This is a genomic window from Paenibacillus polymyxa (assembly GCF_001719045.1).
Taxonomy (GTDB): domain Bacteria; phylum Bacillota; class Bacilli; order Paenibacillales; family Paenibacillaceae; genus Paenibacillus; species Paenibacillus polymyxa_B.
Genome location: NZ_CP015423.1, coordinates 4,526,775 through 4,549,439, shown reverse-complemented (window position 1 = coordinate 4,549,439; position 22,665 = coordinate 4,526,775). Strand labels below are relative to the sequence as shown.

General features: G+C 42.9%; 31 protein-coding genes and 1 pseudogene. 7 read left to right on the top strand and 25 right to left on the bottom strand.

Annotated elements, in window-relative coordinates:
* Positions 1–90: 90 nt before the first annotated feature.
* The 3 genes from AOU00_RS20525 to AOU00_RS20515 all read left to right on the top strand — a co-directional run bounded on the left by AOU00_RS20525 (position 91) and on the right by AOU00_RS20515 (position 3,139).
* On the top strand, positions 91–1,101 hold the full coding sequence (locus AOU00_RS20525; protein ID WP_069291538.1) for an aminoglycoside phosphotransferase family protein: 1,011 nt from the start codon (positions 91–93) through the stop codon (positions 1,099–1,101).
* Positions 1,102–1,119: 18 nt separating this feature from the next.
* Positions 1,120–2,016, top strand: coding sequence for an aminoglycoside phosphotransferase family protein (locus AOU00_RS20520; RefSeq protein ID WP_069291537.1), 897 nt, complete (start codon positions 1,120–1,122; stop codon positions 2,014–2,016).
* A 244-nt stretch (positions 2,017–2,260) separates the two neighbouring features.
* Entirely contained in the window at positions 2,261–3,139 is an 879-nt protein-coding gene (locus tag AOU00_RS20515) for an arylamine N-acetyltransferase family protein (protein WP_069291536.1), read from the top strand.
* Positions 3,140–3,177: 38 nt separating this feature from the next.
* Here AOU00_RS20515 and AOU00_RS20510 read toward each other — a convergent pair whose 3' ends face one another.
* The 17 genes and pseudogenes from AOU00_RS20510 to AOU00_RS20430 all read right to left on the bottom strand — a co-directional run bounded on the left by AOU00_RS20510 (position 3,178) and on the right by AOU00_RS20430 (position 13,451).
* The gene (locus tag AOU00_RS20510) at positions 3,178–4,200 is read right to left on the bottom strand and encodes a globin-coupled sensor protein (protein WP_061831409.1); all 1,023 of its coding nucleotides are present in this window, start codon (positions 4,198–4,200) and stop codon (positions 3,178–3,180) included.
* Positions 4,201–4,496: 296 nt separating this feature from the next.
* Positions 4,497–5,534 (bottom strand): annotated as a pseudogene (locus AOU00_RS20505) (protein prkA); the annotation flags it as partial.
* Positions 5,535–5,621: 87 nt separating this feature from the next.
* On the bottom strand, positions 5,622–5,834 hold the full coding sequence (locus AOU00_RS20500; RefSeq protein ID WP_069291535.1) for a hypothetical protein: 213 nt from the start codon (positions 5,832–5,834) through the stop codon (positions 5,622–5,624).
* A gap of 32 nt (positions 5,835–5,866) precedes the next feature.
* On the bottom strand, positions 5,867–6,367 hold the full coding sequence (locus AOU00_RS20495; protein ID WP_069291534.1) for an ArpU family phage packaging/lysis transcriptional regulator: 501 nt from the start codon (positions 6,365–6,367) through the stop codon (positions 5,867–5,869).
* 2 nt (positions 6,368–6,369) lie between these two features.
* Positions 6,370–6,786 (bottom strand): hypothetical protein, encoded by a 417-nt coding sequence (locus tag AOU00_RS20490; RefSeq protein ID WP_069291533.1) that lies wholly within the window; start codon positions 6,784–6,786, stop codon positions 6,370–6,372.
* 4 nt (positions 6,787–6,790) lie between these two features.
* Positions 6,791–7,171, bottom strand: coding sequence for a hypothetical protein (locus AOU00_RS20485; protein ID WP_069291532.1), 381 nt, complete (start codon positions 7,169–7,171; stop codon positions 6,791–6,793).
* 25 nt (positions 7,172–7,196) lie between these two features.
* Positions 7,197–8,510: a replicative DNA helicase gene (dnaB, locus tag AOU00_RS20480; protein ID WP_069291531.1), complete on the bottom strand. Its 1,314-nt coding sequence runs from the start codon at positions 8,508–8,510 to the stop codon at positions 7,197–7,199.
* Positions 8,503–8,817, bottom strand: a complete 315-nt coding sequence (locus tag AOU00_RS20475) for a replicative helicase loader/inhibitor (protein WP_069291530.1) — start codon at positions 8,815–8,817, stop codon at positions 8,503–8,505. Before AOU00_RS20475 ends, dnaB begins: the two co-directional genes overlap by 8 nt.
* On the bottom strand, positions 8,747–9,706 hold the full coding sequence (locus AOU00_RS20470; protein WP_069291529.1) for a hypothetical protein: 960 nt from the start codon (positions 9,704–9,706) through the stop codon (positions 8,747–8,749). Before AOU00_RS20470 ends, AOU00_RS20475 begins: the two co-directional genes overlap by 71 nt.
* Before the next feature lie 24 nt (positions 9,707–9,730).
* On the bottom strand, positions 9,731–10,039 hold the full coding sequence (locus tag AOU00_RS20465) for a hypothetical protein (RefSeq protein ID WP_069291528.1): 309 nt from the start codon (positions 10,037–10,039) through the stop codon (positions 9,731–9,733).
* Positions 10,036–10,437, bottom strand: coding sequence for a hypothetical protein (locus AOU00_RS20460; protein ID WP_069291527.1), 402 nt, complete (start codon positions 10,435–10,437; stop codon positions 10,036–10,038). The genes AOU00_RS20465 and AOU00_RS20460 overlap by 4 nt, the downstream gene beginning before the upstream one ends.
* Positions 10,438–10,530: 93 nt before the next feature.
* Positions 10,531–10,776, bottom strand: a complete 246-nt coding sequence (locus AOU00_RS20455) for a hypothetical protein (RefSeq protein ID WP_069291526.1) — start codon at positions 10,774–10,776, stop codon at positions 10,531–10,533.
* Complete coding sequence (locus AOU00_RS20450; RefSeq protein ID WP_069291525.1) at positions 10,776–11,021, bottom strand: helix-turn-helix domain-containing protein; 246 nt, start codon at positions 11,019–11,021, stop codon at positions 10,776–10,778. The genes AOU00_RS20455 and AOU00_RS20450 overlap by 1 nt, the downstream gene beginning before the upstream one ends.
* Positions 11,021–11,668 (bottom strand): beta/alpha barrel domain-containing protein, encoded by a 648-nt coding sequence (locus tag AOU00_RS20445; protein WP_069291524.1) that lies wholly within the window; start codon positions 11,666–11,668, stop codon positions 11,021–11,023. Before AOU00_RS20445 ends, AOU00_RS20450 begins: the two co-directional genes overlap by 1 nt.
* Positions 11,665–12,282: a hypothetical protein gene (locus AOU00_RS20440; protein ID WP_069291523.1), complete on the bottom strand. Its 618-nt coding sequence runs from the start codon at positions 12,280–12,282 to the stop codon at positions 11,665–11,667. The genes AOU00_RS20445 and AOU00_RS20440 overlap by 4 nt, the downstream gene beginning before the upstream one ends.
* Before the next feature lie 93 nt (positions 12,283–12,375).
* Positions 12,376–13,137 carry an ORF6C domain-containing protein gene (locus AOU00_RS20435; RefSeq protein ID WP_069291522.1) on the bottom strand — a complete coding sequence of 254 codons (762 nt, stop codon included), beginning with the start codon at positions 13,135–13,137 and terminating at the stop codon, positions 12,376–12,378.
* A 47-nt stretch (positions 13,138–13,184) separates the two neighbouring features.
* Positions 13,185–13,451 (bottom strand): hypothetical protein, encoded by a 267-nt coding sequence (locus tag AOU00_RS20430; protein ID WP_069291521.1) that lies wholly within the window; start codon positions 13,449–13,451, stop codon positions 13,185–13,187.
* 189 nt (positions 13,452–13,640) lie between these two features.
* Here AOU00_RS20430 and AOU00_RS26800 point away from each other — a divergent pair, with 189 nt between their 5' ends.
* The 3 genes from AOU00_RS26800 (at position 13,641) to AOU00_RS20415 (ending at position 15,975) form a co-directional block, all read left to right on the top strand.
* Positions 13,641–14,534: a hypothetical protein gene (locus AOU00_RS26800; protein ID WP_081330741.1), complete on the top strand. Its 894-nt coding sequence runs from the start codon at positions 13,641–13,643 to the stop codon at positions 14,532–14,534.
* Positions 14,535–14,621: 87 nt separating this feature from the next.
* Positions 14,622–15,497 (top strand): ImmA/IrrE family metallo-endopeptidase, encoded by an 876-nt coding sequence (locus AOU00_RS20420; RefSeq protein ID WP_069291520.1) that lies wholly within the window; start codon positions 14,622–14,624, stop codon positions 15,495–15,497.
* A 229-nt stretch (positions 15,498–15,726) separates the two neighbouring features.
* Entirely contained in the window at positions 15,727–15,975 is a 249-nt protein-coding gene (locus tag AOU00_RS20415; RefSeq protein WP_155765256.1) for a hypothetical protein, read from the top strand.
* A 42-nt stretch (positions 15,976–16,017) separates the two neighbouring features.
* On the opposite strand, the gene AOU00_RS20410 is transcribed toward AOU00_RS20415, so the two are convergent.
* Genes AOU00_RS20410 through AOU00_RS20400 form a run of 3 tightly spaced genes read right to left on the bottom strand, consistent with a single transcriptional unit; the run spans position 16,018 to position 17,676 of the window.
* Positions 16,018–16,365 carry a phage holin, LLH family gene (locus AOU00_RS20410; protein ID WP_069291518.1) on the bottom strand — a complete coding sequence of 116 codons (348 nt, stop codon included), beginning with the start codon at positions 16,363–16,365 and terminating at the stop codon, positions 16,018–16,020.
* A gap of 2 nt (positions 16,366–16,367) precedes the next feature.
* Positions 16,368–17,198 carry a glycoside hydrolase family 25 protein gene (locus tag AOU00_RS20405; protein ID WP_081330740.1) on the bottom strand — a complete coding sequence of 277 codons (831 nt, stop codon included), beginning with the start codon at positions 17,196–17,198 and terminating at the stop codon, positions 16,368–16,370.
* A gap of 13 nt (positions 17,199–17,211) precedes the next feature.
* The gene (locus AOU00_RS20400; protein ID WP_069291517.1) at positions 17,212–17,676 is read right to left on the bottom strand and encodes a phage holin family protein; all 465 of its coding nucleotides are present in this window, start codon (positions 17,674–17,676) and stop codon (positions 17,212–17,214) included.
* A gap of 248 nt (positions 17,677–17,924) precedes the next feature.
* On the opposite strand from AOU00_RS20400, the gene AOU00_RS20395 reads away from it, so the two are divergent.
* Complete coding sequence (locus AOU00_RS20395; RefSeq protein WP_237166405.1) at positions 17,925–18,461, top strand: stalk domain-containing protein; 537 nt, start codon at positions 17,925–17,927, stop codon at positions 18,459–18,461.
* Here AOU00_RS20395 and AOU00_RS20390 read toward each other — a convergent pair.
* The 5 genes from AOU00_RS20390 to AOU00_RS20370 are packed head-to-tail and all read right to left on the bottom strand — an operon-like array spanning position 18,455 to position 22,653.
* Positions 18,455–20,371 (bottom strand): phage tail spike protein, encoded by a 1,917-nt coding sequence (locus tag AOU00_RS20390; RefSeq protein WP_069291515.1) that lies wholly within the window; start codon positions 20,369–20,371, stop codon positions 18,455–18,457. The two genes, AOU00_RS20395 and AOU00_RS20390, sit on opposite strands and share 7 nt — an antisense overlap.
* 8 nt (positions 20,372–20,379) lie before the next feature.
* Positions 20,380–21,006, bottom strand: a complete 627-nt coding sequence (locus AOU00_RS20385; protein ID WP_069291514.1) for a phage distal tail protein — start codon at positions 21,004–21,006, stop codon at positions 20,380–20,382.
* Positions 21,007–21,038: 32 nt separating this feature from the next.
* Positions 21,039–21,179 carry an XkdX family protein gene (locus AOU00_RS20380; protein ID WP_019686685.1) on the bottom strand — a complete coding sequence of 47 codons (141 nt, stop codon included), beginning with the start codon at positions 21,177–21,179 and terminating at the stop codon, positions 21,039–21,041.
* Positions 21,176–21,556 (bottom strand): hypothetical protein, encoded by a 381-nt coding sequence (locus AOU00_RS20375; protein WP_069291513.1) that lies wholly within the window; start codon positions 21,554–21,556, stop codon positions 21,176–21,178. Before AOU00_RS20375 ends, AOU00_RS20380 begins: the two co-directional genes overlap by 4 nt.
* The gene (locus tag AOU00_RS20370; RefSeq protein ID WP_069292096.1) at positions 21,553–22,653 is read right to left on the bottom strand and encodes a pyocin knob domain-containing protein; all 1,101 of its coding nucleotides are present in this window, start codon (positions 22,651–22,653) and stop codon (positions 21,553–21,555) included. Before AOU00_RS20370 ends, AOU00_RS20375 begins: the two co-directional genes overlap by 4 nt.
* Between the last annotated feature and the right edge of the window lie 12 nt (positions 22,654–22,665).

Below are 22,665 nucleotides of genomic sequence, written 5' to 3'. Positions count from 1 at the left end.
TAAAACTGCACCTATTATTTCTTCATGAATAGACTGATAACTAACAGAGGATTACCTTTTTTCTTCAATCCAAAGTCAAGTGAGGTTCTTATGGCGAAATCCTATACTAAAGCACAGATTCGCAAAATCACCCGTCGTTTCGGCCTGATCCCGTTAAAATCAAGCTTAGTCTCATCATTATACCGAAAAAATGCAGTGATCCAGGTGAAAACGAAAAAGGGAACTTATGCATTAAAACCCTTTAGTCGTACAAAGATGGTCCGTTCAAATACGATTCAACAGATGGAACGAGCTGCGAGCCATATCAGGCTTTTGAAAAAGAGAAAGTATACCTACATGCCCGCATGGCTCCCCACTCATTCCGGCAAGTTATGGACTCTATATCAGGGAACGCCATTTTATGTAAGTCAGTGGATCAAAGGACGGGGCCTGGAGACCGCTGAAGATTTCGAAAAACTGGGGCGGGCACTTGCCACACTTCACGCCACCTCCACCGGCTTGCATCAGATGGATAAAGGAAAGTCCCCTCCGACCATTCAACAATTGCGGATATGGAAAAACCAGGATCGTCTTTTTCAAAAAAAAATGACAAAAACCAGTCGCCATGATAAAACGTACCGCAACTGGTACAATGCTCACGGCGAAGACTGCAAACGTTTATCCAGGCGAGCATGGAAGGATTTGCAGGATGCATCCATTATAAGGCTGCTTCGGATGGAACATCGGCATCCCTCCTTGATACACAGTGATATCACTACCCCAAATGTCATTATTTCGGATGACGGTCATCTCAAAATCATTGATTGGGATCGGGTTAAGATCGGCTCAGCCTATGCTGATTTGGCAAAGGCCCTTATGAATACGACTCAATTCAACCCTGAATTTGTGCAATCCTTGCTGAAGGGATACCAAAAACGCAAACCGCTAAGCCGTACTGAACGGAAGATTGTTACAGCTTTATATAAACTACCACGAGAAGCCTGGCATGCTTCCCGACACCCGAATCGTTCAAGAGATCGCGAAATCCTGGACAATTGGGATCAGTCGTGGCCTCTTCGATTACAAATCATCCATATTTTGCAGGATTGGGCTCATGTATAAAAGAAAGTGAGGAGCAAAATGTCGATTTTATCGAACGTTGAGCAGATGTACGGAATCAAAATTCAGCGTAGCCGTCAAATGAAGGACATTCACAAGATTGAGACCGCTAATACGACTTATTGCTTAAAACCCTACAAATTCCCGGAAGAAGAGATCCGTTTTATTACACGTGTCTTGTCCTACTTGGATGAGCGCGGGTTTACACGCAGCCAAAAGGTCTATCCAACAGTACAACAAACGGCTTACATGACCTATGAAGGTGTTTCGTATACATTAACCAATTGGGTTCATGGACTCAGACCAGAATTCACAAAAAGAATAGACTTCAAAAAGGGAATTGCTACTTTAGCCAAATTCCATTCCAGTGCCGTGGGCTTTCCTGTCACTGAAGCTCCGCCATCCAGAATCCGTTATGAAGACTTGAGCGATGAAATAGCTGGATACAAAAAACGCCTCATCCCATACAGAGGCACAGCACATCTCGTAGCTCTTTGTGAGGAAGTGTCCCATCGCCTACAGCAGCCCAAAGTTAGAGAAGCCATTGCTCAGGAGCAAAAAGCCGCCGCATTTATACACGGCGACTATAATTATCCCAATCTGATTAAAGACAAACAGCTCAAAATCCATATGATCGACTTTGAAAATTGCTCCCTACATGTAAGGATGAAAGATCTCTCCCATCTTCTTCATCGGAATTGTCTTTGGAATGGGACAAAGATGCTGCGCGCGATAGATTACTATCAACGATATCGTCCATTGAGCACCCATGATTTGCATCTGCTTCACGCACTATTGATCTCTCCCTATCATGTGGTCCGCAATATCAGAATAGGCGGCTTCCGTTCTGCCAAGCGAGTCATTCCGTCGTTCGTGCATTTGAACAAATACCGACGTGAACTTAGATCACTCTTATAATCTGTCAGCTTGGAACTAAACAAAAAAACAGACCCGATGAAGCGGTCTGTTTTTTTGTGTACTGACAACCAACTACAGGAAAAGCGCATGCCGCTAAAGGCAATCGAATTGCTGACTGTACCGGTACAACCAAAAATGTATAGCATTGTAAACAGCACTTCCCCCTTCTACAATGATGCTAAGACTCAATGCTTAATGGTTTCGAGAAGAGAATTTGGGAAACTAACAATAGAGGTGATTGTACATGTACACCATGACAAAAGAAGAAATAAAAGCTTATTTAAACAGAATCGGAATTCCCGAAATTCAGCCTCCTACCCTTTCCTATTTAGTTGAACTGCATAAGGCTCATGTAAAACATCTTTCATGGCAAACATTGGACATTTTCGCAAGGAAGCCGGCAGCCATTGGTTTTCGAGAATCCATTCAACTCATTCTACATGGGAGAAGTGGTTATTGTTTTCATCTGAATGGTGCCTTTAGTGCACTACTATATTCACTAGGGTACAAAGTCTCTCTGCATCGTGCCGGGGTACAACCTCTGGGAGCTGAACCACGCATTAATTCATTTCATCTTGGACTAACAGTGAACTTGCTAAATGAGCATCATGAAGATGAAGTATGGATTGTTGATGTCGGGCTAGGCGATATGCCCTATGAGCCTCTTCCACTCCGTATGGGGACTTATGAACAAGCCCCTCTTCATTATAAAGTTATGGAATCCGGAGTTGTTACAAAAGGTTGGCGCTTAGAGCATGACTCACTTGCTTCATTTGTTGGCGTTGATTTTTCCCCTGCGGTTGTTCAGGATTTGGAAGAATTTATGCCGAAACATCATTTCTATAGCCGCTCAGCGGAATCTCCATGGTTTAACCTGTTTCTGATTCGGCAAAGGCAAGCATTAGAGGCGAATGAACTCAGAGGATGTATTTGGAAAAGACGCGGGCTACACAGTTTGGAAAAAATAGAACTGGATAAGAAGTCGCAGTGGCTAGAAGTGTTGGCAGATGTATTTGGCGAGCCGCTCGTTAACTACAGTCGCCAGGAACGGGACGAGTTATGGAAAAGAGTACTTGCGGCTCATATAGAATGGAAAAAGTCTATGACTGAATCGTTACAGTAGTGAAGCCTCCAACGTAAGGATAGCCTTCAAGCCACATCTTACACCTTTAGCATTTCCGAGGAGTGCTGCAGCATTTCCAATTCCTTCACCATGTTTTCGATCAGCTTTGTGAACGAAGCCAATTCCTCTGAGCTGGAAGCCTGTTGCCGGGCACTGGCTGTTGTGACAGCTGTTTCGGATTGCACACTGTCAAGCATACGGGCAATATCCAGCACCTTGCGCTGAATTTGCTCCTGTGCTTGCTTCGAATTAGATGCAAGCTTTCGCACCTCCTGTGCCACAATTTGAAACCCGCGCCCTGCTTCCTGCGCATGGGCAGCCTCAATCGCCGCATTCAGTCCCAGCAGATGAGTCTGATCGGACAGTTCCCGGATCGTACCGCTCATCTGCTCAATATGCTTAATCTCGTCACTCAAATGCTGTACCAATTCCTCTGTATGTTCCTGCGAAGAAGCAGTGTTGCAGGCACTCTCCGCGATATTATCCGTATTTTCCCTAAGCTCAGCAATCATCCCGGTCAAATTTTGCGCAATTCGGGACACAACGGTCAGCACCTGCGTTTGTTCGTCGGCCAGCTCGTTGATTTGTTCCTTTTCCTTTTCCTGATAAGCTTCCAGTACAAGCTGGGAATCCAGGTTGAACATTTTGGAAAGAGCATGCACAATAGAAAACCAATCCTCTATCCCCGAACGTTTTAAAATGTCGACTGCAATATCAAGATAAGCAATGTACGTGCCCAAATAATAATCGGAAGACAATCCGATTCGGGAATGTACCTGCCCCACAAAAAGACGGTGTTCGATAAACTGATCATCTATTTTTCCATCTGCGAGAGAAAGCCAGTATTCACGTTGTGTTTGTTTTAGTCGTTCAATATTCGACCATTTGGAAATAATCGACATGAGATGCGGAACCTTTTCTACGTGCTCATAAAACCGATCGACCACCTCATTCACAATAGATTGGAATAGTCCCTGATAATGATGCAATAAAGCCAAATCATCATCAGTAATACCAATATATTGTATCTGTTTTAATCTACTCTCCGCGACATGAATCATAAGTTCCTCCAAATAATAGTTTACATAGATTTTACATTACCATATTTATCGGCAACTTTTTAGAAAATGTTAAAAAAGCAGAAGATTGATTATGATTTTTTTCATATCAATTTCAGAAAAAATATATATAAACTCAACTGCTTAATGATACAAAAAAAGAATCCGGCAGCACCTGAAATCCCCCTGTGCTTGCCGAATTCCCTCTACGAAACACGTTCATCGGATACCTCACAACCGTATGACACCATCCAGATCAACCCATGGTTTCACCATACTGTACTTGTTTATTATTCGTCTTACCGATTCAGGAGGCTACCTACATACCTTAACAGATCGTTGGCGCTGGCTCCTGTGTAGCCGTGCTCCTCAATCAGTCGCTTAATCACCTCATTCATCCGTTTGAGCTGATTAGCGTCAGGCGTTTTGGTCGAAGTCGTAATCTTCACAATATCCTTCAAATCAGCAAACAGCTTCTTCTCAATGGCTTCTCGCAGGCGATCATGATGATGATACTCAAACTTTCGTCCCTTGCGAGAATACGCGGAAATACGGATTAATATTTCTTCACGGAACGCTTTTTTCGCATTTTCCGATACCCCGATTTGCTCCTCAATAGAGCGCATGAGCCGCTCATCCGGGTCGAGTTCCTCATCTGTGAGCGGATCGCGAATTTTCGCCCAATTGCAAAAGGCTTCGATGTTATCCAAATAGTTGTCAAACAGCGTCTTGGCTGATTCCTCGAAAGAGTAGACAAAGGCCTTCTGCACTTCTTTTTTCGCCAATTCGTCATATTCCTTACGAGCCACGGAAATGAAATTCAGATACCGCTCCCGTTCTTCCTTTGTGATGGAGGCATGTTGATCCAGACCATCCTTAATTGCTCGTAAAATGTCAAGGGCATTGATGGATTCCACATTTTGCTTAATCAATGCACTAGAAATACGATTAATGACGTACCGCGGGTCTACCCCGGACATACCTTCCTCCAGAAACTCACTTTGCATTTCCTTCAGATCGGCTTCCTTGTATCCTTCGACCTCTTCACCGTCATACATGCGCATCTTTTTGACCAGATCCATCCCCTGTTTCTTCGTCTCCTTCAAGCGGGTAAGCACGGAGAAAATGGCAGCCGTTCTCAGCGCATGAGGCGCAATGTGGATATGTCTCATATCACTTTGATCAATGAGCTTGGCGTAAATCTTTTCTTCCTCAGATACTTTCAGGTTATAAGGAATCGGCATTACAATCATCCGTGATTGCAACGCCTCGTTCTTTTTGTTTGCAATAAAGCTTTTATACTCGGATTCATTGGTGTGAGCCACGATCAGTTCATACGTTATTACTTGATACACCCAAAATAAAAACGTTGATGTAGCAGTCTTTTTTACTAAGCTACCTATATATAAAGAAAGAAGCTGCCCCTATTCTGGAGTAGCTTCTTTCTTTATGGCTTGTTTGATTGCTATTTCAGCAATCGTCCGATGAAGGTCTTCTAATGCGCTTGTCGGCCCCTCACAGGGCGGGATTATGATTCCAATGAGTCCATTCTTGCCCTGAATGTACGTTGTGACCTTGCTCTCAATTTCCACTTTTTTATGTGCGTGTGAGTCGCCATAACCCTTTGGACTTAACATCGTTCCCTCCCCTCCGATCTTGGTTGTATAGTTTATTCGAGGCTGCTTGTCCGTATGTTTGCACGTTTTTTATCTAACAAATTCTGTATGTTGATAATCCCAAAAGCATCAAAACTATATGCTAAAGTTTGAAATGCTTTTCTCCGTAATTTAGCGTAAGTATCCTTACTAATAGGATGTTCCATCTTGAAATTGTAAACTGCGTAGTCAGTCGGCATGTCGTCACCCAAATATTTCAATTCGATTATTTCTCTGTACTTAGGATAAAGTTGGTTCACAGCCTGTTCGACATTTTTGCAAAATTGTCTGCGGTGTTCAGGCGCGAACACATTAAATACTGCAATATCCGCAGTGGAATCACTTGTAACATTGGTTGGCCCGCTTGGACGGTCTTGATAACTGGCTGTAATAGTTGCTTCTCTTAGCTCAAATATCGTATTTTTGAATATTTGATACTTTTCAAAGACACCTTCTATTGCATTTTTTGTTTTTTTATTATCTAACTTCGGTAAATCGGTTGTTGGTTGGCTCATACTCAACCCCCTGCTTCATCATTCCTGCGGTTCACCCTGTCAAAAGCCTGCTGCATATCCGTTCTGATTCGTGGTGTATACATACGCTGCTTCTGTATGCATTCAATCCTTTCAGCCCTCCATCTCGCTCTTTCAAACTCGTAAACTAAATGCGGATGCCCTTCTGAGACTTCATACAACGGCTGCAAGCACTCTCTTTCGTTTTTGATCACTCTACGTTTTCGCCTGTTGTCTTGAAGTTGCTGAGAAATGTTCAGTCGCATGTCATTATCAAATTCCATAAACTCTAAAGCGTGAAGCAGATCCGTACATTCCAAATCGTAATATCGAACTTCACGATCAAGGTGTTCGTACTCTGTTTTGATGCCCTTCAAAATATCACTAAGCTGTTGGGCTACTTCTGCGGCTTCTATCTTCATGATTTCATCCTTTCTCTTCGATTTCCCGAAGTTCTTGACAAAGCGCATCGTACACGCGGACATAATAACTGTATTTTGGGTGTTCTTTAGGGGTCGATTCTATCAATTCAGCACCTTTGATGATCCGTGCAAGCAGTTGATTGCGAGTGCTGTTCCTTTCAGAATGATAGTCAATCAGTTGTCTGAACAGAGATACAAAATGATCAAGTATTCCTTCTCTCGTCTCTGCTATACACCGGATGTTCTTAAAATGCCGATACATTACTTCATCCATCTTGTGTTGGTCATATGCTCCCTGAACCTGTCGGATGAACATACTTTCAAAATTGACAATCAGGAGGCTGTTTTCCTCAGTTATAGAAGCCTTGTGCAATGGTTCTGTCACGGTAACGCCTCCCTTTCATCATTTGTTAATACTGAACCCGTTCCAGATTACAAAAACGGCTGTAGTTTTTGAGATAGACCATTTCTGCCAAACCTGTACCCGTGTTTCTGCCTTTGGCTATGATAATTTCAACGATATTCTTCTTTTCACTCTCAGCATTGTAATAGTCGTCCCGGTATAGAAAGTCAATTTCGTCTGCATCCTGCTCAATAGAACCGGATTCCCGTAAATCTGACATCATAGGACGCTTGTCCTGCCGTTGCTCTACGCTTCGGCTGAGTTGAGCCAGTGCTTCCACTGGACAGTCATTATCTCGTGCCATCTGCTTGAGAGAACGACTTATGAAGCTAATCTCCAACTCCCGGCTTCCGAATTTCTTCCCAGGATTGATAAGCTGGAGATAATCAACTTGAACCAGTATATTTCCATGCTTTTTCTTGAACTGTTTGACCTTGTATGCAATTTCCTGTATTGAAATGCCCGGCGTATCGTCAATGTAAATAGGCAGGTCATTTAGAATGGATCTCGCCATTGTATATTTAGTCCAATCAGATGCACCTAAATTGCCTGTTCGCAACATATGACCATCAATATTCCCTATACTGCCTATCAGCCGTTCCCCTAATTTTGCGCCGGGCATTTCAAGGCTAAATATCGCAACAGCATAACCCGCTTCCGCAGCTCTCTGAGCACCGTTCAACATAAAAGCAGTTTTACCAACACTGGGACGCGCAGCCACGATAATTAAATCCTGCTTCTGGCGACCTCCTGTTAGGTTATCTATGTCTACGCCTGCCGTAGGCACTCCAGATAGCCCCTTTGCTTCTCTGCGGCGCTCCAATTCGTCATCATGACCATCTAAGAAGTCGCCAGCACGTTGAAGTTGGTTATCTGACCGGATACGCCCGTTTATTTCATCTGTCGCCTCTTGCATCCCGGCAAGCAGTTCTTTAGGGTCTGCTCCTTCGTCAAATGCTTGTTTTTGCCTTTCAAGCATTTTCCCAACATGTTGCTTTAAGCCCCTCTCTTCAACCAGCCCAGCGTAATATTTAATATTGCTCAAGCTTGGTACTGATCCAGCAAGGTTAGAAAGATATTGAATCCCGCCCGATTCCAGCAAAGTTCCTCTTTCCTCAAGCACTGTGCGAAGCAAGATAAGGTCAATCGGTCTTGAAGTTTCATGCAGCTCTTTTGCCGCCTCAAAAATCAAACGGTGTTGCGGTGAAAAATGGTCCGGTTCCAATCTGCTCATTACCAAATCAGCGGTTTCAGTAGTCCGATCCAGCAGCAAGCTACCAAGTACAGCTTGTTCAGCTTCAACATTGAAAACGTCATGCATCTTGCTTCACCCCTGACGATAGCCTAGGACATGCGTTTTCTTCCCAATGCTTAATTTGCTGTAATCGCTGCTGGGTTTCTAATCTTATGTTGTCAATCATGGAGGCTCCTTCACTACCCCGTATTTCCGCGATAGTAGGGGGGAATTTCATTGTTTTAATATGCTGCTGCAAATTGCGGGTTGCTCTTTCTGCCGGGATATCTGCCAGCATTTTATTCCAAAGGGACAATACTTCATCATTCGCTTGGAACGTCGGGTAAGCTGTAGCTATCAGGGTTAACAAATCTATCGTCTGTTCCTCTGTCATTTCGCATAGCCTCCTTTTTCCTTTGTAGAAAGTCTTTGCTCTGTGTTTGTCGGTTGCTAGTTCCTTGCCCTGACTTTCCTTCCATAGCCATCTTGATTCCAAGTTCTGAATATTTATCACGTAACTTTTTTGGACTAAGGATATTAGGACTCCAAAAACTATGAGACGTTGCCCAATCAATAATCCTTTGCATTTCTTTGGTGTCCCGTTCGTCTATCTCAACGATTTTCCGAAACTCGTCTGCCCAATTTTGCATGTTGGCATTACGGACAAGGTGTTCAACTTTATTTGCCGCTGCATGAGCCATGATCTTTTCATGAAAATAAAAAGCCATTTGATAATAGCGATTATCTTCCTCGTAAATGCGTTTAGCATTTTTGCGAGAAGGAGGGGTCTTATTATTGTCATTATTATCATTATTGTTTATATTGTTGGGTTGCCGTTGCTTTCGTGACGGTTTCGTCGGCTTATCCTTGTTGCTTTCGCCGTTGCTTTCGTCCCTTGATTTGTCCTGATAAACCTCATAGTTACATATGGTTATCAGCATTTTGTGCGTTGCTTTCGTTGTCGTGATCATCGCTACATTTTCGTTGCTTTCGTCAGGGCTTCGTTTCGATTTCATCGCTTTACCGCGTAAAAATTCTAAAACCTGATAAACTTGATCTTTTGTAGGTCGTTCTTTCCTTGCTCCTACCTTCCAAGAAACCCCCTCAATGATATCTGGAATAGACATTGATATCTGTCCAGGCTTTAGTCCTTTGTATTGTTTGTGCTGGGCAGATAGGAGAAGGAATATCCACACCTTCATATAGAGTGGAGGCTTCTCCCATATCTCGCTTTCTATAAGTTTTCGATGAAGGCTAATCCACCCTTCCATATCTGCATCCACTCATTTCATTGCTTCTATTTCGGTTTATTCCATCCCTTGAAGCCCAAAAGCAGCTTCAAAGAAATTGCATATTGCGGCCTCATAGCCCGGTTCTAAAAGACGATATATATATTGAGCTGCGAACTGTTCCCGTTCTGCTGAATCTGTAAAAGGCATGATAGCCAAATAAGCAGCTTCAACCATATCATTTGAACGCATTGTAAATTGGGTCCAATTAAATTTAATGTGATGATATTTACCTTGAAATGCGCTATCAGGTAATTTGGGATATCCGGACAGAAGTTCAAACATTTCAATTTCCCAGGGAAGGATTTTTTCCGATGCTACATTCACACTCGGTCCCTCCCGTCCTCATACCAATTGCGGCTAAATTCAGTAGTTTCAGTACCATTTATGTTAATTGGTCGTGCGTACCACGTTATCTGGCGATTATCATCACAAGCAGCCGTGACAAAAAGAATCCCATCTTCGGGTCTAATTCCATGAGCAGTAACAACCACTTTCTTACCTGACCAATGGGGGATATCTTCAACCCCGCATGCTATTTCTTGAACCAAAAATCCCATGGATATTGGATCTTCATAAGAATTAATGTCCAGAGAGGTCGCCGCTTTATCCAGTAAAAGTAAAGTTTGGGATGCGCCCAAGCGATTAACCAACGTAGAAACAGCGCTACGTAATTTAGGAGAAAGCCCCTCTTCTCTGTTTACCTTATTCTTTATAGTTGACATAACCGATCCTCTCCCTTTGGAGGGACAGCCCTTGCACTTTTTGAATATGTAGTGCTATAATGTGCGCGTGGGCTTGTCCCTTGATAGTGTGCCTTAACGCCCGGCCAAGGTATTGTTAAGGCTCTTTGCTTTTTCTTCAAAATGCTCACCAAGTACACCAAAGTGAAAACTTTCTTCTTCGCGAACCCTCTCAATCACTTTGACCATTCGTTCTAACAATAGGTCCTTAGTAAATTCATCATCTTGTATGAAGTGGAAAATATAAATCAGTTCCCTTTGAATCTCTGAAAGGGTCATGCAAGTTAATGTATGGTTTAACACTGTGTTGGAATCCATCATTACACGCTCACCGCCTCTCTACGGGCTTTGTATACGTCTTCTGCCTTGCCTGCATAAACGTTGTTAATAGATATTTGATAGTAACGCAACAGACGTACAAAGGCATGTACTCCAGCCCCTGAAGCATCTTCTTCCCATCGTCTTAATGTAGTACCTGAGATCCCTGTATCATTACTAACTTGTGGGACTGACTTCTTGCAGTTCTCACGGACTTCCTTGAGAGTCAATTGATTAGCAAGGTTCATTACTGTTCACCCTTTCCCAAGGAATGAAAGATGTCCATTATAGTTCTATCATCCTTGATGTAACGTTCATGGGTGCGCTCGATCCAATGAATAGCCTCGTCTTTCCCCATACGCCGTACTTCCTGCTTAATTGCCGCTGCTGTTTTCCCGTATCTGAAAGAAGCAAGCAATTTGTAATATTCATCCATAAACCTGATAGCCACAGGATTTTTCTCATTAATCATAGTCAAGTAACTGAATTTGATTAATCCACGCGCAGAAATGAGCTTGCCTTCTGGATCGTCAGGATTGTCCATAACGTCTATGTCACTTTCATAAGCTGGTCTAGTGTAATTCCCTTTTTTTAGTCTCCGCATAGTTACGCTGGGCGCATCAATTTGAGCTTGACAGGAAACGAAACGTACATTGCGTTCATAGTCGTGATCCCAACCTTCTTCTTTAAATCCATTCAAAACTTCTAAAATGCCAGCAGCCGCTTCCTCGATGGTCATAGCGTTAGGGTAAACAGAGTAGTCTTTCCCGTTAAATGCAGCCACTGCGAATTTAGACAAAGGGTTTTCTTCTTCTATTGGGAAGGCAAATATCTTCCCTCCTAGTTGCTTATGCATATCAGCAGCTATTGCTTTCAATTCTTCATGTGTTTTCATAGAGAATCACCGCCAGTACGTGGGAACAGCTCTGGAAAAATTTCCTCGGCTTTTTGCCGCATCATCTTACGGGCTTCTGGATGGCCCATAATCTGATTCATCATGTAATCCATGACATGGTGGGCCAAAGGCTCGTTGCCTACCTTCGTAACCAACATTGTCATTAATGTGTTATTCCGGCCTAACCAATATTTCCAATCTTCATAACCAATTGAAAGCATGCTCCGAAGTTCGGATTCGCTGAAATAGGCGCTTTTGGTATCCACATACATTGCGATTTCATATACACGCATCGCATTTTGCCGAATCCGGTCTTCATATTCCATTAAGCAAGATTTTACGTGGATATAATCGTCTTGTTCGTAGTAAGGATCGCCCAATGAAATTCTGATACCATCAAAGCGCTTGATGATCTTTTGTGTTCTTGATACCAGTTCATCCAAAATTCGAGCCTGCATTTTTGAAATAATAATGTACTTAATAAACAGCTTTCGTTCGCGGGTTTCAATGTCGCCCTCTGTTCCCGACTCAATAAAACGTTTTAAAATAACAACCATTGCAGACTGCAATTTGTCATACTTAGTTCCCAATGCCTCGTAATATTTTTTTTTCATTTTCTCCGTTCCTTCCTAATCAGGTTTTTAACAAGCACTGCATGTTGCAACGGGTTCCCGAACCAAAGACGGGTCAGCTCCGGTAATGACAAATCAGAATAAAGTTTGTCCATTAGCTTCTTCAATCTCCCTCATAAGGTTATTAGGTGGAGTCCAACGCGGGATATATTGCAACCCACGGTCATAATCTTTTGTAAATGTATTGTTGTAAGAGTTGATACTAAAAAACTCTTGATAATCATTCCACATCGCCTGATATGTTTTATTGCGTAAGCTACTATCCTTATAGGCGGCTGACTTCTTACCTCCAAGCAATCCAACGATCCGGGAGTTGCCAGCTTTCTTTAATTCTCGCTGTTGCCCATAGTCGATAGTGGTGTGATTCTCAAGCTGTTCCACACGGGAATCTAAATCTTGAACCCTCTCGTCAATAACAAAGATAGCTCTGACTTCCGGGCTTAAATTTTCGTAGGGATTAGATACTTTCGGTAAAAACGCATCAGCAAGAACGTCTTTAGCCTTTAATTGGTATTCGATAAGATTTTCCTGTGCATCACCTTCTAAAATATTAGGGCTTATACGCGCCACCCAGAGAAGAAAAAAGTTCAATTGAATAGTTAAAACCTCTTGTTCGCCACTTCTGGTGGGGAGTATGAATTTTCGTACCCCTTGTTTAAGGACCAGATCTGTCTGAACCTTAGTTAATTGATTATTGCGCTGCCCCTCCCGTAGGCCCAACCCTTCACAAACCCAACGGACCCCCACATAAATATTTCCGTCACTGGCCTTTACTCCAAGTAACTCGGCTCCGTTGAAAGGAACCATCTTTTGTTCTATTGGTTGAATATTGCCCATATTTCTCCCCTTCTTAAAATGATTCAGATTTTATCTTGATTTTGTAATCACCCATTACTCCGGATTAATTCATATAGTTCTGGATCAATTACTTCTCGCGCGGCAGCTAATCTTAGTTCAACAGGATCGATTCCGATTATTTCCGCCAATGCAACGTTTACTTGATCCTTTGCAGGAGGAAGTTTTCCGTTTTGTAACTTGCTGATCAGCGCTCTATCCAACCAAATATCCCTTTTTGCAAGTTGAAAACAAATTTGGCTTAACGATAGACCTTTCAATGCTATTCCTCTTTTTAGTAATTTTGCATATAACATGTTTCACCTCCAGTTCAAGTGACTTTTAAATCACACATGTGATTTTTTAGTCACTTGTTGTTCAAATCTTACCAATCGACTTGCAACATGTCAATGACGTAAAAGTCACAACATCAAAAAAAGTGTTGATTAAAAATTCAACAACATGGTAATATTATTGATATAAAGATTACTGGAGGTCGAAAAAAATTGACTTATTCTCAACTGGTGGACAAATACATCAAAGAGAGCGGTTTGAGCTTAGGGGAAATAGCCAAAAGAATGCAAGAGGAAAAGAATATTAAAATAGACAGGTCATATATATCAAAATTAAGAAATGATCCAAAATATCCAGCTTCAGAGGAAATAAACAGAGCTTTAGCAGAAATTACAGGTGGAGATCCACATGAACTCATTCTTGCGGGCTATTATGAAAAAGCTCCTAATGAGGTTAAATCTTCGATGGATACAGCAAAATCAGTTAAAAATTCATTAACTGAACTAATTAAGTTACTGTCAGATGGGGAAATGCCAGCCGATGATATAGAAAAGAAAATTGATTGGGTTCAGTCACTACCTAATGATGAATTATCTCAAGAGTTGAAAAGGGTATATAAGCAAGTTTTTGATAGTCCTCCAGAAACATTATTGGAAGGCTATAAAATTATATTGAAATCAATCGATGCTGAAGCTGAGATATCAAAGTTAGACCGTTTAAAAGAACTTAGAGAATCAAAGAAAGTATCTAAATCAAAAATTTCTTCTATACTCGGAATTGATGAGTCTCTTTATAATGCTGTAGAACTTATTGGGAGAATAAAGGGTGAGACAGAAAAACACAAAATGATCAATGAGTATTACTTGAAAGCAATGGGGATATTGCACAATTACGAAGAATTCCAAAAAAATGCTGATGAGGACAATGGTATTACTAGTAATGAATTAAAACAGTTTGAAGCATTTGTAAATAACCCTGACCATGGAGTCTTTTTCAAAGATTATCTGAACGCTCCAGAAGAACGAAAAAGAGAACTGCTGCAATTCTGGAGATTCATTCAAGAGACTGAAAAGAATCGAAAACCCGGGGATCGCCAAGGAGAATAGCCATTTTTAGGTTCACGGTTTCAGCCGTTGGCTGATTCCCCATGCTTATACATACGAACTTATATTCCCATTAACCGGAGGTACACCATGATTTCCCACTATCAAACTACATACTTAGAGCATTGTATAGAAAATATATATTTAAAAAATGGTATTACTGAACCTCAACATATAACCATTGATAAAATCACCGAAACGTTGGACATATGGATTTATTCTCTTTCCCAAAAAAGCAAAGCGTATGAGTCAGCAACAGGTTTACGCAGTATTCTTTTAGATAATCGCCTGCCACAAAAGGAACAACGTATTGAATTTCTCCATGAAGTCAGCCATTTGCTAAGGCACGCAGGTAATCAAACAGTTATGCCTAAAGAGTTCGTTGAACTCCAAGAAGCGGATGCAGATCAGTTCGTTCTCTATGCTTCAATGCCTTTTTTTATGCTGTCTAGGCTTAAGTTCCCGACGTTGTTTAACGATGCCCTTCTATACCTATCTGATACATTTGAGGTCCCTATTTACCTAGCTAGGAAAAGACTAAACCAAATAATGCGGCGAAATTATGAAGGGCAAATACAGACAAGCATTGCACAGCAGAACAATACTGCGAAAGGAGTGGTGTCTAAAAAAACACCACAGATTAGTGAACCAACAATTTATGCATATTACGATCCATCATTTTATGAAGGGCCATCTCAGCTTATATTTCATATAGATGAAATTACACTATCTCAAAAAAGAGAATTTCCAATCCCATTGGATGGTCCCTTTAAGCAAATCGAGATTGACAATCCATTAGATTTTGAAGGGGTGAAAATTCTTCAACATGACATCGTTTATTTCGGACCCGGGAACGTAAAGCTTATGTTAGGCCGGATTATCCGTAAATACGGTGCAACTGCAAAAACACTACTACTGCAAATGAAAGACTTAGAGGAAGTTATAAATCGGGGTAGAATCTATTGAGTCCAGAAAATTAGTAAAGAAAAAAATTCAGAATAAAAAAAGCTCTGCAGACCAATTTAAGGTTAGCAGAGCTTTTTTACCGATACTTTCGGATTGCACAGCGGTGCTTCCGTATGTGTTGCAGTCATTATAAATCAAATGGGCGATTTTGTAAATACTACTAGATATTTTTTCCTAGTACTGGTAAACTTGTTTAAACAAATTATTTAGATAGGAGGTTGCTATGATTATGATTAAAAAGACTATTTTAAAAGAGAAAGATGGTAGAATCGTTGCGCGAGTGAATTTCAAAATAGACCTTGGTTTTGGGGAGAAAGATGCAACGCTTCATGAATTTTGGCCAAGTCGCGAGGAATTTCAGAAAAGCCAACATAAAGAACAAGCATCTGAAGAAGATGTTACTGGTGAAAAATTGTGTCGGTCTGAATATAATCTTAGTGATGAAGAAGCTATTCAATTATTTGATTCGCTGCAATAAAAATATCCCCTACCAGCAAAGGCCAGTAGGGGGAGCTTCCTTTCACTTCATAATGTTTTTATGCTTCTCAGGATTAAATTCTTCCCAGGCCTTTTGTATTGCAGCCTCGACTTCCTCCGGTTTGATAGATACGCCAATCTGACCCAGTTTGACGGTTAGATACTTAACAGCCTCATGAAACTTTCCCGCGCCAGCTCCAGCATAGTTTCGCTCTACCCATGCATAAGCGTCTTGGGCCAGTTGTCCAATTCTGTTGCGCTGCTCAATGTTAAAACGTGCTTCATAGATCGGTTTAACCTTGCGATACAAGGAAGCTGCCAGTATAAGCAGGCCAAGCGTACCAAGTCCAATCAGTGACAGCGTAATATTTGAGATGTATTGTTCGATCATGGTTATTTGTCCCCCTTGAGAATGTTTTGACGTAGACGGCTTAGAGCTGCCGCAGCTTCTTCCCGTGTAATCGGTGCGCCGGGACGTGTTCCATCAAAGTAACCATTCTTGGTCATTTCCTCCCATACATCCGCTGCCCACGGGCTAACCTTGTTAATGTCTCTCTGCTTTTCTGCCACTGTATTTTCCCCCTTCTTGTTGAACCGTGTCCGCAATTCGTCCGCCGTACCGTCAAACTCATTCAGATCGACATTTCCAGCGATGCCCTTAATCTTACCGCTATCGCTGTATTGCCAAATATCCCAACGTTTCCACGTCACTGTGTCGCTTGGGACGCGAGTATCACTGTATCGGGCTATCCATAATGGGTAACCGCCCAATGAAGCGTTAAAATTAGCTGCAAATGCATTACCTGTATAGATAATGGGCTTGCGTCCTGTAAGTCGCTCCAGCTCCAGCAAGAAGGCCAACGCTACAGCACTAATAAGCGTTTTAGATAGGTTACCGGGATTGTTTTCATAGTCCATTACCGCAGGAAGGTCCAACGCTTTAGCACCTCCAACCTGGTCCAACACATCAGCAAAATGCCTCGCTTCGGCTTTGGCTGCCTCAACACTGGTGGCATCTAAAAAATGATAAGCCCCTAACAATACCCCGGCTGCCCTGGCTCCTTTAGCATTCGTGGTGAATGTAGGATCAACGTAACGTTGCCCCTGGCTGGCCTTGATGAAGGCAAATGAAATACCATCTGCCTTGGCCATCTTCCAATCAATGTTTCCTTGATAACGGGATACGTCGATTCCCTGCGCATTACTTTTTTTCCTCGCTTGCATTCTTGTTCTCCCCTTATACAGCAGGCTTTTGCCCCTGGTCTTTTTTTTCTGGCTCCGGTTCCGGCATATTCGGGTTTTGAGGTGCCTGGGAACGAGACTCGAAGATTTTCACGGCATTACGTAAAATATCGGGCATCGGAACCCCCATTCTCCCTACATTTTCAATGACTGATAGCAATTCGTTCGCTAAATAAAAGAAAATGACCGCATCTCGGAAATAGTGTGCATCCCCCAGAATACGATCAATCAAATGAGCAATTGTAACCATTAGAAATATTGCTACCTTACGAGCTATGCCATAGTACCCTTTCCTGCTTTTCAGCTCCCCATTAATCCAGGCCGCTGCCCATCCAGTGAAGAAGTCGATAACGACCATCCACCACAATAGCGTTAGCATCGTTGTCCACCCCCCGAAAAAATAACCGATCATGGCCCCTGCGGATAAGCCTTTAATTGCCTGATCGACTTTCTCATGCATAACTCTTCCCCCTATTTGGGTCAGGAAAATTGTCCTGCCCTTTGTCAAAATCCTTGTAAATTATTCCGTTAATTATCCTTAAAATTATTCCAAAACAAATAAGCCCCTGACCACTCCAGGGACTACACAGGTAGATATTTTGTTATTACATAACTGATCACCTCCCCCAAATAACTAAAACTTTTAGCCTGAATTACCGTAATAAATGGTATAATCTATGAAAAAAGGAGCTGTACCCCTTGAAAAAAATGATAATCGGTTTAGTAGCTGGTATGTTGATCGGATCGGCAACGGCAGCTGTAGCTGCTACCTCCCCAACTGTCCAAGCTGTAGTAAGTAAATATGCAATTACTGTAGATGGTCAGCAGCAAACACTTAAATCAGATCCACTCGTATATAAAGGCACTACATATTTACCAGTCAGAGAGGTTGCCGGGTTGACCGGATATGATTTGCAATTTGATGCAAAGAGCAAAAAGATTGATTTGCAATCCAAAGCGGAAGGAGGTTCAACAGTGAGTCAAACTACAAACCAACCTACTGAGAAAAAAGTTTCATGGATCACCGCAAGAGAAGCCAACGAAAAATACGGAATCAAATACGTTGTAGATAAAGAAAGCACATTTTCTTATGGAGAAAAAAGCGTAGCCTTTCCTGTATCGATGTACGAAAATCCAGATGGTAAGACATTTACCAATGCCGAAAAAACAGCCTCTCTTATGTTTAAAAACGGTGTACCTTATTTAGGCAGCGACACTTTGCAACTCTTAGGTGTAAATCAATAATTACCACCGCCACGGCTCTGCACGAACAATTGAGTAACGACGTTAGCCACCACGCGCCCTAAGCTATTGGGCGCTATTTGTATTTCATGCCAGTTCCCTCGTGAAACACGCCCATCCCCATCTTTGGACAGGTACGGAATGATGTTGATGTCATTCCCACTGGTTCCGCTTATCGGAACTGCATTTCCATCCACTTTAATAGATACGTTGTTTGGCTGTGGCCCTTCATATATTCCGTACTCAATTTCATGTGTATGGTCAGGTAAATTGATATCGTGTGAATGTTCCGGTATCTCAACTGTATGATTGTGACCAGGTATTGTTACTCTGTGACTGTGCCCCGGAATTGTTACGCTGTGTTTATGTTCGGAAGTAATCGCATGACTATGCCTACCAGAAGCGGAAAATGTAACATTCTCCCCGGTGCTAGTAACTAAATTTGTTCCGTCTGGTATACCGTGATTATGCTCCCCTCCTACATTCACAGCATCTGGTACGAAGGTAGCAAATTGCGACCATTCTTTTGATGTACTAGCAGATTCAACAGTTGCAGCTAATGTGGAAGTAGTTGGTGTCTGGACTGCCGTTGTGGATGTAGATGGAACAGAAGCCCCACCCGCAGCCGTTGTTGTACTGACACCACCACCGCCTTCAATCGCTTTGGAGTATGCCCGGAAAGCTTCCGTTTGGAAAGACAGCATCACTTTATTAATTCGGACGGTATCATCAGGCACATAGAATTTTAGTATGGCTGGATGGTCTGGATCACAATTATCTGCAAAGTCCCTGGTATCCAAATTTGTTGCGCCTTGAGCGTATACCTCGCTTATATGCATCCGGTTTCGTAAGTCAGCTATGCTACTGGCGATATCCTGTGTTTTATTGGCAATCTCCAGCTTCACTTCTCCCGGTCTGCCTAACAGATCACCTTTACTCACCTTGAGCACCCGCGCAACGATATCGACACCCATTTCCGTGTCCTGCACCCGAACCATAGTCCCCACTTTAAAGCGGTCTATGGGGTCTTTCGTCAAGGCGTAGATTTCGGCTGCATCTACCGTGTACTGCACACTTGGAACCTTAAGTTCGTTTAACATTGCCCGGCAACGTGCTAATAAGGTGTCAGCAAATTCAAAACGCTTGTCCGCAAAAATGGTTTGTACAAGACCAAAGCGCTGAATGTATTCCGGTTCTGCATCGATATAAGGAAGCCCGCCGTTAATGTCTGCAAAAGTGAGCTGGTTAACCCCTTCACCGTAGCCCAAGCCATAAATGCGTGTAGTAACCTGAGACGGGTCTACCTTGCGTTCTATGCCCTGCAAATTCACTCCGTATCGAATGTACGCTTCCTCTCGTGCAGAGGGCTGTACAAGGTTCAGAGTCCACGGGTAGGACGTAGTATCAAACGTCCACATGTATTCATCCGTGAATGGCTGCGGAACGGAAAATAGAGCGCCTAGAAGGTTTTCATTTTCCCAGTTATATTCATACTGGTGTGAGAACTGAATGTCACCCAGCCGCCAACGTTGTGTAGTCTGCCGATCCAAAATGTATTTAAGCACTTGCGGTGTGTAATAACCCAAATTACCAACCGTGTGATATTGAAACAGCACATCATCCAGCAGCGTAGCTAAAACATGTTCGCACTGATATGTGATTGTTTCCCCGCCGCTCCCGCGTTTTGCCGCACTAGATAGGATGCGGAACAGCTCAAGCCGAACGTCACCGTCAAAGATTTCAACAAAGTACAACGGCTGACACTCAGCGTTCTTTTCATCCCCCGCAGGCAAAGAAAATTGAGCTGTCCAAAGTGCGTTCATTGATGCGTCATACCCAATATCGAATGCATTTTCCAGATAGGCAACTTTCCGCATTTGCAAGTCATATATGGTTACGTGTGATCTTTTCATAAGCCCTCCTATACGTACCGATCTCTATATGTGATGCGGAACAAAATGTCACGCCCTGTTTCCGGGTCTGTCCACGTTAGGACGTTATTCCCCAAGTTCAGATCAAAAAAATTACCCTGCATCTCATGCAGAGCATTCCGGCCGTTCTTTGTAATTTTGAGGTTCTTTGAATCAATAATGACCTTATCCCCTGGAGCAAATAATCCTATAAGCTCAATATAGTCCGTATGGAACCTGCTAGCATCCGCTGTTATGCGACCTTCACCGTGCATAGGTACGGCCTGCGCCAAGATTTCTCTAATGTATACAGCATCCGTTATACGTCCCTCGCCCGACATCGGTACAGCTTCCAAGGCATACTCACGTACAAAATCAGCCTGCGCCTGACCTTCACCGGACAGATTAGCCGCTGCTGTCATGTCCAAAACAAACTCCAAAATGTATTCCGTTACTGTACCAGGTTCATCCACGTTGAAGCTCATAAGGTTAAAGGCATTGTCGCTTTCAGTTCCGTCCGTCTCCAGCTTCCGCGAATACATTTGCCCGGAACCAGAAAGAGATGCAGAAAGGTCAATAATGTTCCCTTCTACATCCCCTATATTAAAACCAAGGCTATTAAATCCACCATTAAACATAGCGTCCTCCTATCAGGCAAGGAAAATTTTCCTTACTGGAAGTCCACGCCTGTAATGGTCTTGTATTCTTCCGGTGTGATTTCTCCGAAACGATTTGTCTCCGTGATTACTGCGCCCTTCAATTTCTCTGCCGTTACCCAGTTCCACTTAAAAGCAAGAGTCCAAAATGTCATGACTGATTAGCCCCTTTCAGATTGATTAGTTCTAATTTTGTAGCTGCTAGTTCAGCGCCCATGCTGGCTAAAAGTTGAGTTTGTTGCATGGTTTGAATCTTCATTTCTGCGAGTTGCTGTCCAAGAAGTTCATGACTGGTCGGCTGTGCAGAACCCTTTACAATCAGACCGCCATCCGGTGCAACTTCAATTTCCCGTTCTTCGATAATTGCCCCTTCAGGTAACGGGTTCGTGGTCTGTTCTTCGTACACAGCTTCTTTCGTGACTTTTCCTTCATCGTCATACTCTGCTGGTGACAACAGCACTTGCTGCCGATTATAATCCCAAGGTCCGATGTTGATTACCTCGTCATTTAATACTACACATTCTTTTATCATTTCGCTGCCCACCCCGTATTCCCATTACCTGATTGTTTAACATAAAGCGTAGTATTCGCTCCGCCATCCCACCTACGGTATAGAGAGCCGACAGGCGCACTCACAACCCCTTCGGGGCTTCCATTTCCTGAGTACAAGTTAATGGATGCGGACTTTAAAGTGTTCAGGTCCCCACCTTGCCAAAACATGTTACCATCTGTGCCAATCCATACAAGACTACTTTCTGCTGCACCTGTATTGATGTTTGCCTTCTGGAAATAAAGTGAACCATCCGTTGCAACTTGAAGCCTCATAGCTTTTGAACCAGACGATTGTTTCATAACCAACGCTTTTTCAACCCCGGCTATGGTTACATCTCTAGGTATAACCCCACCCGTTACAGTGAACACTTCTGTCCAATCTCTCCAATCAAGGCCAGCAAAAGCAATTCGTGTATAGACACGACCTGGATTATCATGTGAAAAGTACATTTGAACAATAGCGCCGCTGTCGTAATTCACCACAAGTTTGCCATAGGTATAGGCTCCGGGTGGATAGTTCGAAAAACCTGTCCATGCGGAAAGAGCCACATTGTAGCTACCCGATAGGGTGGCATCATTACAGTTTGCTGGTGCATTGCCTCGATTGCGATATGCGCTATTTGCTAGGCCATACGCAGAACTTACTGCACTCTCTGTAGCCGCTATATCATCCCGTGTACCGTTAACGGCCTTGGAGAGTTGGGTAACGCCCTTTTTAGTTAAAGATGCATTCTGAGTCTTCTCGGCTACCGTAGCGGACAAGTCTGTTACCTTTTCGTCAATCTCAGTAACATTGCCCTGTACTGCCCGGAAGTCCGCTGCCGTGAAATTGCGTGCAATCCGTGTACCGACAGGCCAAGCACGGGCAACACCCTCATAGCCACGTACACAGCCTTTCAGAATGTTTTCCTCTACGCTTGTATACGTAATGGTTTCTGCTACATCCCCATTGCCTAAAACAGCAATACCCTCGCCCTGTAAAAGCACAGCGGCGTTGGCGACTGTAATTTCGGTTTGACTGTCTGTGATCAGTTCTGCAAGCTCAGTTTTAGGAGAGTTCGCCACTGGTGGATACATTTTTTCCACGCT